General features: G+C 72.5%; 11 protein-coding genes, 1 tRNA gene and 1 riboswitch. Of the genes, 7 read left to right on the forward strand and 5 right to left on the reverse strand.

Translation table 11 applies throughout. The annotated features are described in order from the left end of the window. The first annotated feature begins 3 nt into the window (after positions 1–3). Together AB0N90_RS15860 and AB0N90_RS15865 are read left to right on the forward strand one after the other, a co-directional pair. Positions 4–540: an NADPH-dependent FMN reductase gene (locus AB0N90_RS15860; protein ID WP_365196675.1), complete on the forward strand. Its 537-nt coding sequence runs from the start codon at positions 4–6 to the stop codon at positions 538–540. Beyond that, positions 537–1,268 carry a leucine-rich repeat domain-containing protein gene (locus AB0N90_RS15865; RefSeq protein ID WP_365196678.1) on the forward strand — a complete coding sequence of 244 codons (732 nt, stop codon included), beginning with the start codon at positions 537–539 and terminating at the stop codon, positions 1,266–1,268. The genes AB0N90_RS15860 and AB0N90_RS15865 overlap by 4 nt, the downstream gene beginning before the upstream one ends. A 40-nt stretch (positions 1,269–1,308) precedes the next feature. On the opposite strand, the gene AB0N90_RS15870 is transcribed toward AB0N90_RS15865, so the two are convergent. Further along, complete coding sequence (locus AB0N90_RS15870) at positions 1,309–1,962, reverse strand: DUF2637 domain-containing protein (RefSeq protein ID WP_365196679.1); 654 nt, start codon at positions 1,960–1,962, stop codon at positions 1,309–1,311. A 376-nt stretch (positions 1,963–2,338) separates the two neighbouring features. Here AB0N90_RS15870 and lspA point away from each other — a divergent pair, with 376 nt between their 5' ends. The 5 genes from lspA to AB0N90_RS15895 all read left to right on the forward strand — a co-directional run bounded on the left by lspA (position 2,339) and on the right by AB0N90_RS15895 (position 6,748). Next, entirely contained in the window at positions 2,339–2,866 is a 528-nt protein-coding gene (lspA, locus tag AB0N90_RS15875; protein WP_365196682.1) for a signal peptidase II, read from the forward strand. 23 nt (positions 2,867–2,889) lie between these two features. Next, entirely contained in the window at positions 2,890–4,071 is a 1,182-nt protein-coding gene (locus AB0N90_RS15880; protein WP_365196685.1) for a dihydrofolate reductase family protein, read from the forward strand. A gap of 46 nt (positions 4,072–4,117) precedes the next feature. After that, positions 4,118–4,191, forward strand: a tRNA-Met gene (locus tag AB0N90_RS15885). Between the two features lie 300 nt (positions 4,192–4,491). After that, positions 4,492–4,661, forward strand: a riboswitch (cyclic di-AMP (ydaO/yuaA leader). 7 nt (positions 4,662–4,668) lie between these two features. After that, complete coding sequence (locus AB0N90_RS15890) at positions 4,669–5,724, forward strand: M23 family metallopeptidase (protein ID WP_365196689.1); 1,056 nt, start codon at positions 4,669–4,671, stop codon at positions 5,722–5,724. Between the two features lie 79 nt (positions 5,725–5,803). Beyond that, complete coding sequence (locus AB0N90_RS15895) at positions 5,804–6,748, forward strand: aldo/keto reductase (protein ID WP_365196692.1); 945 nt, start codon at positions 5,804–5,806, stop codon at positions 6,746–6,748. A 1-nt stretch (position 6,749) separates the two neighbouring features. On the opposite strand, the gene AB0N90_RS15900 is transcribed toward AB0N90_RS15895, so the two are convergent. The 4 genes from AB0N90_RS15900 to AB0N90_RS15915 all read right to left on the reverse strand — a co-directional run bounded on the left by AB0N90_RS15900 (position 6,750) and on the right by AB0N90_RS15915 (position 11,841). After that, on the reverse strand, positions 6,750–8,177 hold the full coding sequence (locus AB0N90_RS15900; protein ID WP_365196695.1) for a PrsW family intramembrane metalloprotease: 1,428 nt from the start codon (positions 8,175–8,177) through the stop codon (positions 6,750–6,752). 80 nt (positions 8,178–8,257) lie between these two features. Next, positions 8,258–9,040 (reverse strand): tRNA (guanosine(46)-N7)-methyltransferase TrmB, encoded by a 783-nt coding sequence (gene trmB, locus AB0N90_RS15905; protein ID WP_365196753.1) that lies wholly within the window; start codon positions 9,038–9,040, stop codon positions 8,258–8,260. A gap of 43 nt (positions 9,041–9,083) precedes the next feature. Continuing rightward, complete coding sequence (gene lhgO, locus AB0N90_RS15910; protein ID WP_365196698.1) at positions 9,084–10,331, reverse strand: L-2-hydroxyglutarate oxidase; 1,248 nt, start codon at positions 10,329–10,331, stop codon at positions 9,084–9,086. 85 nt (positions 10,332–10,416) lie between these two features. Further along, on the reverse strand, positions 10,417–11,841 hold the full coding sequence (locus tag AB0N90_RS15915; protein WP_361671655.1) for an MFS transporter: 1,425 nt from the start codon (positions 11,839–11,841) through the stop codon (positions 10,417–10,419). Positions 11,842–12,285: the final 444 nt, after the last annotated feature.

The following is a 12,285-nucleotide window of genomic DNA, read 5'->3' on the forward strand; positions in this document are numbered from 1 at the left end:
GTGATGATTCTGCTGCTGTCCGGGAGCCTGCGGGCCGGTTCCGCCAATGAGGCGTTGCTGCGCACGGCGCGGGCGGTGGCGGCGCAGGCCGGGGTGCGGACCCTCATGTACGAGGGGCTGGGCGGGCTTCCGCACTTCAATCCCGATGACGACCGGGAGCCGCTGCCGGCGGCCGTGGCCGGGTTGCGGGCGGCGATCGAGGCGGCGGACGCGGTGCTGATCTGCGCGCCGGAGTACGCCGGGACGCTGCCGGGCGCGTTCAAGAATCTGCTGGACTGGACGGTCGGCGGGACCGAGATCTGCGACAAGCCGGTCGCCTGGGTCAATGTGGCGGCGCCCGGCCGGGGACAGGGCGCGGAGGCCACCTTGCGGACGGTGCTCGGGTACACCGGGGCGGCCGTCGTGGAGGCCGCCTGTGTGCGGGTGCCGGTGGGGCACGGCGATGTGGGGGCGGACGGGGTCGTCGCCGACCCGGAGATCCGGCGGCGGGTCGGGGACGTGGTGCGCCTGCTGGTGGCGGCCGGGGCCGGGGCGGCGTGACGCCGGACTCCGCGCGGGTGCTGAATCTGTGGCGGCGGCAGCTGGGGCAGGTGCCCGAGTCGGTCTGGGAGCGTGCCGGGCTCCAGGTGCTCGTCCTCGCGGACAACGGGCTCACCGTGCTGCCGGGCGCCGTCGGACGGCTGCGGGACGTGCGGACCCTGGACCTCGGGCACAACCGGCTCACCTCGGTGCCCCCGGAGATCGGGGAGCTGACCGGGCTCGATGGCTTCCTCTACCTGCACGACAACGCGCTCGGCCGGCTGCCCGAGGAACTGGGGAACCTGACGCGGCTGCGGTACCTGAACGTCGGGGAGAACGTGCTCACGGCCCTGCCCGAGACCATCGGACGGATGGCCGGGCTCGTCGAACTGCGGGCGCAGCACAACCGGTTGACCACGTTGCCCGATGCCGTCGGAGACCTCGGGAGCCTTCGCGAGCTCTGGCTGCGGGGCAATGAGCTGGCGGCCCTGCCCGCGTCCATGGGCGCGCTGAAGGAGCTGCGCCACCTCGATCTGCGGGAGAACGCGCTGCCCGAACTGCCACCGTGTCTGGCCGGGTTGCCCCTGCTGCGGCAGCTGGACGTGCGCGGCAACCGGCTCACCCGGCTGCCCGACTGGATCGTGGAGCTGCCCGCGCTGGAGAAGCTGGACCTGCGCTGGAACGACTGCCCCCGGGAGTCCCCGCTGACGGCGGAGCTGGAGCGGCGGGGCTGCGTCGTCCTGCTGTGACGTGACCGCGCCCGCCGGTGTTTTCGGCGGGCCGGCTCACTCACCTCACGTCGTACGGCCCCTGCGCCTTGGGGTTGCGGCGGCTGTGCGCGGCATGCCGGGGGCGGGCCACCTTGGAGGAGACCTGGCCGACGATCTCCCAGAAACACACCAGGGCGGTGATCGGCGGAATTCCGAAGATGATCAGGGAAAGCGGGGAATGCGCCGCGTGGCAGACGCACAGGGCGACCGCCATCGTGGAGGCGCCCAGCAGAACTCCCCACGATCTCTTGGCACTTCGGCTTTGGACCGTCGCCCGCAGAATGGAAAGCGCCGCCACGAGCCAGGGTCCGTACACCGTCAGCGGCCACCACTGCGCGAGGCGCATCGGCAGTACGGAGGAAGCGGTGGCGCGGAGTTGTGCGTAGGAATAGGAGAAGGACCAGCCCAGCATGCACAGCGCGCACACCGAGATGGTGGCGATCAGCAGCGTGACGGGCGCGCCGCGCTGATTGTCGCGCAGCAATCCGGGCTCGGTTCGGATGCGCCGGCGGTTTTTCCGGTGGCTGGACCTGCCGTGCGGCGGGGCCGGGTCGGGATTCGCGGCGGACGCCCCGGACAGCATCTGGGCCAGCTCTTCGACCGGGTCCCACTGCATCTCGAGCGTGCTGAACTCATAGTCACACAAAACGTCTTCATCGTGAATCCTGTCCATGGGCTGACTCCTAGAGCCTCACCATCGCCCGCAGGTACTCACTCTCCAGCTGGCGGATTCTCTTCAAGAAATCGTCGAGAAGATCTGAACAGCCGTCGGTGAACACCTCGCCTTCCCTGCTTTCCAGCCGGAATGTGACCGGCGAGTGGAGATTCAGCGCTGTGCGTCTCTCAGTGCATGCCACGGTCAGCTAACGAGCCTCTCGGGAGATGAGGGTGTGGGGCATTCGGGTGCTTCTGTAGCTCGAAAGCGGGGTTCGGCGGTCGTATGACAGCAACTGGCGAAAATACGAATGCCGTTTCCGCGGGCCCGGGAACACGGTGACGTCCCGCCGACCGGCCCGTACGCTGGGCGGGAATCGGGGAGGAGTACGAGGGTGACGCAGAGCGAGTCGAGCGGGAGCGGGAAGCGGGTGCGGGTGCGGGTGCTGTGGCTGGTGGCCGCCGTCGCCTACGCCGTCGATCTGGGGAGCAAGCTCGCGGTGGTCGCGGGCCTGGAGGGCCGGGCCCCGGTGCCGGTGCTCGGGTCCTGGCTGGAGCTGCGGGTGCAGCGCAATCCCGGCGCGGCCTTCGGCATGGGCAGCGCCACGACCATCGTGTTCACCCTGATCGCGCTCGCCGTGGCCGCCGTCATCGTGCGGGTGTCGCGCCGGCTGACCAGCACCCCCTGGGCGATCGCCCTCGGCCTGCTGCTGGGCGGCGCGGTCGGCAATCTGACCGACCGGCTCTTCCGCTCACCGGGCGGTATGCGCGGCGCGGTGGTCGACTTCGTCTCGGTGCGCGACTTCAGCGTCATGAACCTCGCCGACTGGGCGATCACCTGCGGCGGCGTCCTGATCGTCGCCCTGTCCTGCACCGGGCACGAACCGGGCGACGCGCGCCTTGCCCGGGAGCAGACCGGCTGACCCGGGGCCGCACACTGGAGCCGATGAGCACCGAGCGAGCCCACCCCGAGTCCGCGCCGTACCCGTACGTGCTGCTGTCCGCAGCCGTCTCCCTCGACGGCTGCCTGGACGACACCGGCCCGGAGCGGCTGCTGCTGTCCGGACCGGCCGACTTCGACCGGGTCGACGCGGTACGGGCCTCGGCCGACGCCCTCCTGGTCGGCGCCGGCACCCTGCGGGCCGACAACCCACGGCTGCTGGTCAACTCCGCCGAGCGGCGCGCGGTGCGGCTCGCGCGGGGCCTGCCGGAGTACCCGCTGAAGGTCACCGTCACGGGCAACGGCGACCTCGATGCCGGGGCCCGCTTCTGGCACACCGGCGGCGACAAGCTCGTCTACACCACCGACCGGGGCGCGGCGAAGGCCGCCCGGCTGCTCGGCGGCGCCGCCGAGGTCGTCGCGCTCGGCCCGGAGCTGGACTGGCGGGCGCTGCTCGGCCATCTGCGCACCGAGCGCGGGGTCGGCCGGCTGATGGTGGAGGGCGGCGCGGCCGTGCACACCCAGCTCCTCCAGCAGGGCCTCGCCGACGAGCTCCAGCTGGCCCTCGCCCCGCTGATCGTGGGCGATCCGGCCGCCCCGCGGCTGTTCGGGCCCGGCCGCTACCAGGAGGGCCGGCTGCGGCTCGTCGAGTCCCGCCGGATCGAGGACGTCGTGCTGCTGCGCTACGAGCCCACCGCGCCCGGCACCGGCCCGCTGCCCACCGCGGCCGACCGGCACTGGCTGCGCACCGCCTGCGAGCTGGCCGCGCTGTGCCCGCCCTCGGAGACGGCCTTCAGCGTCGGCGCGGTCGTGGTCGCCGCCGACGGCACCGAGCTGGCCCGCGGCCATTCCCGGGAGGGCACGGACCCGGTGGTGCACGCGGAGGAGGCGGCGCTCGCCAGGACCGACCCCGCCGACCCCCGGCTGCCCGGCGCCACCGTCTACAGCAGCCTGGAGCCCTGCGCCCGCCGCGCCTCCCGTCCCGCGCCCTGCGCCGAGCTGATCCTGCGGGCGGGGGTGCGCCGGGTGGTGACCGCCTGGCGCGAGCCGGACACGTTCGTGGTGGCGGCCGACGGCACGGGGGTGCTGACCGGCGCGGGCGCCGAGGTCCTCGTACTGCCCGAGTACGAGGACCTGGCCAAGGCCCCGAACCGGCATCTGCCGGGCCGGTCCGGGGGCCCGTCGTAACCGATGTGCTTTCCACCCCGGTGATGGCGTACAGTAGAGACATCGCCGCGGGGTGGAGCAGCTCGGTAGCTCGCTGGGCTCATAACCCAGAGGTCGCAGGTTCAAATCCTGTCCCCGCTACTGATATCTCAGGGCCGGAATCCAGTTGATGGATTCCGGCCCTGAGTGTTTTCCGGACCCCGGATACGGGGGTTACCCGTAGTGACCGTGCGACCGCCCTGCGCATAACGTCTGAGTCACCGTCAAAAACTCGATGACTCCTGAACCCCGGTCAACTCGCCCGGTTTGGCGGCCCGCTGGGCGGTAAGTCCACGGGTCGAAGCGTTAATGATCAAGCCGAACGGCTTGGAAAGTTCCCCCCGGGTCTATTAACGTTCGATAACGCAGCGCGGTCGTCCCAGCCGTCACCCGAGGCGGCTCCGTGCGCACGCGCCGAATCCCGTAAGGGAACCGGGGAACCACCACCTTGGGGTGAATCACGCGGACACCGTCGCGGACTCGAACCGGTCCACGAGCGGTATACGCGCGTAGGAGACCTTCCTGCTCCGAACCCGTCAGCTAACCCGGTAGGCGGAGGAAGGAAAGGAGCACGCCCCCGTGGCGTCCAACCGCCCTGCCCCAGAAGCCCCGTTCGTGCCCGCCCAGCGTGAACCCGAGTCGTTCGGCCCCGGCCCCGCCTTCGACGACGACGGACCCTGGGAGGAGTGGAACCCCACCGAGGAGACCGTCACCCCGGTCCGCGGCCGGCACCGCGTCGCCAAGCAGCGCGGCGGCTTCGCCCGCAGCTCCACCGTTCTCGGCGTCGGTGTGATCGCCGCCGTCGGCGCGGGCGGCATCGCCAGCGCCAACACCGGCAAGCCGCCGGTCTCCATCTCGATGCCGGACATGCCGAACGTCTCGGTGCCGCACCTGTCCACCGTCGAGCACTTCTTCGGCGACGACTCCGCCGACGCGTCCAAGGCCGAGCCCGCCACCGCGCTCACCGACCTCGGGCAGACCACCGAGGGCGCCAAGGACAGCGGCGCCGGCGAGGCCCTGCGCAACCGGATCATGGCCCAGGCCGAGCAGCAGCAGGGCCAGGCCGACAGCAAGGCCACCGCCGCGATGGTCGCTGCCGCCCAGCAGCAGAGCGACGCCGCGGCCGCCAAGGCGGAGAAGGAGGCCGCCGACAAGGCCGCCGCCGCCAAGGAGAAGGCGGAGGCCGACGCCAAGAAGGCGGCCGAGGCCAAGCGGCTGGCCGAGCTGGCCAAGCAGTACACGCTGCCCGTCGTCTCGTACACGATCACCGGCACCTTCGGGCAGCCCGGCGCCATGTGGTCCTCCGGCTATCACACCGGCCTCGACTTCGCCGCCCCCACCGGCACCCTGATCAAGGCCGTGCACGGCGGCACCGTCACCCAGGCGGGCTGGGCCGGTGCCTACGGCTACCGCACCGTCCTCACCCTGGACGACGGCACCGAGCTGTGGTTCTGCCACCAGTCCTCGATCAATGTCTCGGTCGGCCAGAAGGTCAGCACCGGCGAGGTCATCGGCCGCGTCGGCGCCACCGGCAATGTCACCGGGCCGCATCTGCACCTGGAGGTCCACCCGAACGGGCAGGCCACCGCCGTCGACCCCGCGCCCTGGCTGCGCGACAAGGGCCTCAACCCCTGACGAGATCCGCGCGGAATCCGCGCGGATCTCCGCACCGGCGGCGGAATGCGATCATTCGCCGCCGGTGTTGATGTGAAGCATGACTTCTCTGCGCACACTGGGCTCTTCCGACCTTGAGGTCTTCCCGCTCTGCCTGGGCGGCAATGTCTTCGGCTGGACCGCCGACGAGCAGACCTCCTTCGCCGTCCTGGACGCGTACGCGGCCGCGGGCGGCAACTTCATCGACACCGCCGACTCCTACAGCGCCTGGGTCGAGGGCCACCAGGGCGGCGAGTCCGAGACCGTCATCGGCAAGTGGCTCAAGGCCCGCGGCAACCGCTCCGACGTCGTCATCGCCACCAAGGTCAGCCAGCACCCGCAGTACAAGGGCCTGTCCGCGGCCAACATCAGGGCCGCCGCCGACGCCTCCCTGGCCCGGCTGGGCACCGACCACATCGACCTCTACTACACCCACTTCGACCAGCCCGAGGTGCCGGTCGAGGAGATCATCGGCGCGCTGGACGAGCTGGTGAAGGCCGGCAAGGTCCGGCAGATCGCCGCGTCCAACATCAGCGCCGAGCGGCTCAAGGAGTCCCTGGACTTCTCCACCCGCGAGAACCTGGCCCGCTATGTGGCGCTCCAGCCGCACTACAACCTGGTCTCCCGGGACACCTACGAGGGCCCGCTCCAGGACCTCGTCGCCCGCGAGGGCCTGTCCACGGTGCCGTACTTCGCGCTCGCCTCGGGCTTCCTGACCGGCAAGTACCGGCCCGGCGCGACGGTGGACAGCGCCCGTGCCGGCGGGGCCGCGAAGTACGCGGAGACCGAGCGCGGCCAGAAGGTCCTCGCCGCCCTCGACGAGATCGCCGCCGCGCACGACGCCGCGCACGCCACCGTCGCCCTCGCCTGGCTGGCCGCCCGGCCGACCGTCACCGCGCCCATCGCCTCGGCCCGCACCCTGGAGCAGCTCCCGCCGCTGCTGGCCGTCGGCGACCTGAAGCTGACGGACGACGAACTGAAGCGGCTGACGGACGCCTCGGCGTAGGTCACATCCGGTACGGGTTGTACGACGGGTACGGCGCCGCCGGGTAGCCGTACCCGGGACCCGGTCCCTGCGCGTGTCCGGGGCCGGGGCCCTGCGCGTAGCCATGTCCGGGGCCCTGCGGATACCCGTACCCGGGGCCGTACCCGGGCCCCGGCCCCCGTACATACGCGTGCCCGTACGGCGCGGGCGCCCAGCCCGGCGGGACGGGGGCGGGGGCCGCCCTGCGGGCCGCGTACTCCAGGGCGGGGCGGGCGGCCTCCCGGCGCTGCCACAGCTGCTCCAGCAGCTCCCGCTCACGGGCGGCGAAGTCCGCGCCCGCCCGGCCGCGGCGGCCCCGCGCCCGCAGCTGCGCGAGGGCGGTGGCGTACGTCTCGTACTGCGCGACCGCGCGCGCCGTGGGGCGCCCGGCGTGGTGGCGGGCGTAGTCGCGGGCCATCCGGCGGGCCCGCATCGAGCTGAGCGCGAAGGGCTCGGCCGGACCCAGCCAGCCGGCCAGCACATACGTCGGCAGCTCCTCGCGCACCGTGCGCAGCTCCCGCTGCCGGGTCCAGATCCCGAGCCAGGTCAGCAGCCCGAACACGGGCAGCATGAAGGCGCCGTAGATCGCGAGGAAGCCGTACTGGCCGAAGGCGGCCGAGCCGTTCCACAGGGCGTGCATGCACATCGCGAGGAGCAGTCCGCCGAGCGGGATCAGCACCCGCCGGGCGCGCCCGCGGGAGCCGTACACCGCGGCGAGGCCGAAGCCGATGCCGGTGCAGGTGGTGAACAGGGGGTGCGCGAACGGGGACATCACGATGCGCACGAAGAAGGTGGCGGCGGTGACGGAGACGATGCCGTGGCCGCCGGTGACCTGGTCGGTGCCGAAGGCGGTGCCGAGATAGAGGATGTTCTCGGTGAACGCGAACCCGGTGGCGGTGATCCCGGCTATCACCATCCCGTCCACGATCCCGGTGAACTCGCGTCTGCGGAAGAGGAACACGAGCAGGACGGCCGCGGCCTTGGCGGACTCCTCGACGATCGGGGCTATCACGGTGGCGCCGAGGGTGTTGGCGCCCGCCGGGTCCGCGGTGGAGGTGGCTATCCATTTGGTCGCGAAGCTGTTGGCGACGATGGCTATGAGCGCCGCCGCGAACGCGCCCCAGCAGAACGCGAACACCAGGTTCCGCCAGGCGAAGGGCGCCACCCGGTCCAGCCAGCGGAACGCGGTGATCAGCCAGGGCACCGGCAGCACCGCGAGGCCGAGCCCGACCAGGAACCCCTCGGTGCCGGTCTCCTTGCGCACCAGCGCCAGGATGACGAGGGCGGACATCGCCAGCAGTGTGATCAGCGCGCCGTACCGCACCCAGCGCAGCTGCCACCAGTGCGGGTGGCGCAGCGCCTCGGCACCGGGGTGCGGGGGATACGTCGGGTACACGGAACTGGTGGCCACGGCATCGACCCTAACGGTGGCGGGACGAGGGGCTGAGCGGTTTATCTGCGGCGTCTACTGGTGGCGTCTACCTGCGGTGTCTACCTGCGGCGGAAGAGAAGATCGCGCACGACATGACCCTTGTCCAGTCCCTGTCCCTCGAAACGGGTCAGCGGCCGGAACCCGGGCCGGGGCGCGAAACCGCCGTCGGCCTGCGTGTTCTCGAAGTCGGGGTGGGCGGAGAGCACCTCCAGCATCTGCTCGGCGTACGGCTCCCAGTCGGTCGCGCAGTGCACCAGCGCGCCGGGCCGCAGCCGGGTCGCGGCGAGGTCGAGGAACTCGGGCTGGATCAGCCGCCGCTTGTGGTGGCGCTTCTTGGGCCAGGGGTCCGGGAAGTAGACCCGCAGCCCGGCGAGCGCGTCGGGGCGGAGCATCTCGCGCAGCAGGATGATCGCGTCCCCGTTGCCCACCCGGATGTTGTCCAGCGCGTTCTGCTCGGCCAGGTTCAGCAGATTGCCCTGGCCGGGGGTGTGCACATCGACCGCGAGCACGTTGGTGTCCGGGTCGGCGGCGGCCATCTGCGCGGTGGCCTCGCCCATGCCGAAGCCGATCTCCAGGACCACCGGACGGTCGTCGCCGAACAGCCCGGCGAGGTCGAGCACCCGCTGTCCGTCGATGTCCAGCCCCCAGGCGGGCCACAGCCGCTGGAGCGCGTCGGCCTGCCCGGTCGTCACCCGGCTGCGGCGCGGCTGGAAGCTGCGGATCCGCCGCTCGAAGTGCGAGCCGGCGGGATCGGCCTGCGGGCCGCCCGGGAAGCGCGGCTCGCCCTTGGCCCGGGCGGGCCGGGGGGCGGCACCGGGGGCGTCCGGGGCCGGCTCGGACAGGACGTCGGGGGTGTTCAGCGCATCAGACACAGTACGAACGAGTCTACGGGCGCGGCGCGGAGATGCCCGCTCCGCCGGCCGCCGCCAGCATCTCCAGCGCCCGGCGCGCGACCTCCCGGCCGATCGGCAGGGACGCGGTGGCCGCCGGGGACGGCGCGTTCAGCACATGCACCGCGCGGGGGCCCTCCTTGATCAGGAAGTCGTCCACCAGTGAGCCGTCCCGCAGCACCGCCTGTGCCCGCACCCCGGCGGGCGCCGGTACCAGGTCCTCGGCCCGGGCCGCGGGCAGCAGTCCCCGCACCGCCTCAAGGAAGGCCCCCTTCGACAGCGAGCGGTGCAGCTCACCGGCGCCGTAGCGCCAGTGCCGCCGGGCTATCGCCCACGATCCGGGCCAGGCCAGGGTGCCGGCCAGCTCCCGGGGCCGTACGGCCGTCCAGTCGTACCCCTCCCGGGCCAGTGCCGGGACCGCGTTCGGGCCGATGTGCACGCCGCCGTCGACGCCCCGGGTCAGATGCACGCCGAGGAACGGGAACGCCGGATCCGGCACCGGGTACACCAGGCCGCGCACCAGCTCGGGCCGGGCCAGCTCGTAGTACTCCCCGCGGAACGGCACGATCCGCACGCCGGGCTCGTCGCCGGTCAGCCGGGCCAGTTCGTCGCAGTACAGCCCGGCGCAGTTCACCAGGACCCGGCCGCGCACGATGTCGCCGGCCGCGGTGCGCACGGCCACGCCCCGCTCCGGGCGCCGGTCCACCTGGACGACCCGCGCGCCGTAGCGGATGTCGGCGCCGGAGGCGAGGGCGAGCTGCCGGGCCACGCCCGTGTAGTCGCACACGCCGGTGCTGCCGACGTGTATCGCGGCCAGTCCGCGCACCTCGGGTTCGTACTCGGCGATCTGGGCGGCGCCCAGCTCGCGCACCGGGATTCCGTTCTCCCGGCCGCGCTGGACCAGGGCGTGCAGCCGGGGCAGCTCGGCGCGCTCGGTGGCCACGATCAGCTTGCCGGTGACGGCGTGCTCGACGCCGTACTCGGCGCAGAACTTCACCATCTCGGCGGCGCCCCGCACCGCGTACCGCGCCTTGAGGGAGCCCGGGCGGTAGTAGATCCCGCTGTGGATCACCCCGCTGTTGCGCCCCGTCTGGTGGCGCGCGGGGCCCGGCTCCTTCTCCAGCACGGTCACCCGCGTCCCCGGCGCCGCCCTGCCGACCGCGTACGCCGTCGACAGCCCGACGATCCCCCCTCCGACCACGAGCACATCACAGTCGTACGCCCCGACCGGCACCTGCACCACCTCCCACGTCGATAGTGCACTGCGCCACTGACAGTGCCTTCAAACGCCGGGGTGATCAGTACCGCACCGGTGCCGGGGCACGGCGCTACGCCGGGGTCATCAGCAGGGGCCTGGCGCGCTCCCGCAGCTCGACCACCCGCGGCTCGTCGCCGTACGCCTCCAGCCGGTGCAGCAGGTCCCGCACGTACTCCGTGGTCCGCGCCGAGGAGATCCGGCCGGCCACCTCCACCGCCCGCACCCCCTGCTCGCAGGCCGCGTCGAGGTTCCCGGACTCCAGCTCGGCCACCGCGGAGACGACCAGCCGCAGTCCGTGCGAGCGCACGAACTCCTCCGTCGGCTTCGACAGCGCCTGCTCGGTGAACCTGCGCACCTGGCGCGGCAGCTTCAGGTCCCGGTAGCACTCGGCCGCGTCCGCCGCGAAGCGGTCGTAGCCGTAGAACCCGAGCCACGAGGGATCGTTGTCCCCCTCGCGGGAGCGCTCCAGCCAGCTCTCCGCCGCCTTCAGTGCCGCGCCCGCCGCCTGGGCGTCCCCGGCGCGTGCGTGGGCGCGCGCCTCGACCAGCCGGAAGAAGCTCATGGTGCGGGCCGTGGCCAGCCCCCGGTTGCGTTCGAGGGCGGCCTGCGCGAGGTCGACCCCTTCGTCCCCGAAGCCCCGGTACGTCGCCTGGAGCGACATGGAGGCGAGGACGTACCCGCCGAGCGGCACGTCGGCCGCCGCGCGCGCGAGCCGCAGCGCCTGGATGTAGTACCGCTGCGCCGCCTCCTGCTGGCCGGTGTCGAAGGCCATCCACCCGGCGAGCCGGGTCAGTTCGGCGGAGGCGCCGAACAGCGCGCGGCCGACCTCGTCGGAGTACCCGCCGAGCAGCAGCGGCGCCGCCTCGACGCGCAGGCACTCCGGCACCATCGACGAACGCCAGTCGCCGCCCCCGTACTTGGAGTCCCAGCGCCTGGCGTCCTCGGCGGCCTCCCGCAGCTTGCGTACATCGCTGTGGCCGACTCTGACCGGTGACCCGGCGCCCTCGGCGGAGCCGTCCTCCCGCGCGACCGAGCTGTCGGCGGGGGTTATCAGCCAGCGTGAGGCGGGCGTCGCGTAGGCGCTCACCGCGAAGGATCCGGCCAGCGACTGCCAGATCCCGCCCGAGCCGGCCCGGCGCCCGGCGAGGTCGAGGCGGTACAGCTCGGTCGCCGACCGCACCGCCTGCGCCACGTCCCTCGGGAAGGCGAGGCCGACCTCGGGCGCGGGGTCCGCGTCCGCCAGGCCGATCTCGTGGAGCGGCACCGGACGGCCGAGTTTCTGTCCGATGGCGGCCGCGATGAGGTGGGGCGCGGCGCCCTGCGGCACCATGCCCTTCGACACCCAGCGCGCCACGGACGTCTTGTCGTAGCGAAGTGTCAACCCGCGTTGGGCGCCAAGATCGTTGACGCGACGCGCGAGTCCTGCGTTGCTGATTCCCGCGAGGGCGAGAACGGCGCCGAGTTTTTCGTTCGGCCCGCGTTGCTCCCTGGACATGCGCCACCCCTCGACACAGACGGCCGCCGCGCGGGCATAACCGCGCGGCATTCGTAAACCCAGCGTAGTTCGCCGCATCCCAAGCGTTAAGGGGCATTGTTCCGGATGGCGGGATTGTGGTCCGTACGGGAGTGCGGACCAGTACGCACCGTGCACGGACCGGTCCTCGCGTGCCCCCGCGCGTGTGGCCGTGCGCCCGGCCGTGCGCTCTTCTCCGGCCAACTCGCGGACGGTTTCCTGGTCTTGCGTGGGTCGGCCCGCTGTACTGGATCCAGTGGGCTGGGGGACACCGCCACCTTCATCCCCGCGGGTGGCGGACCGGTCCGGGAGGCGGATGCCGTCTCCCGGACCGTGCGTGCGTCCGGGGCGCCGCGATCATCGCGAACCCCTACGGAGCGTGCTCATCTCCCGGACACGATCTGGTATTTGGCTGAAAATCGTCCC

Source organism: Streptomyces sp. NPDC093018, from assembly GCF_040684035.1.
Lineage (GTDB): Bacteria > Actinomycetota > Actinomycetes > Streptomycetales > Streptomycetaceae > Streptomyces > Streptomyces murinus.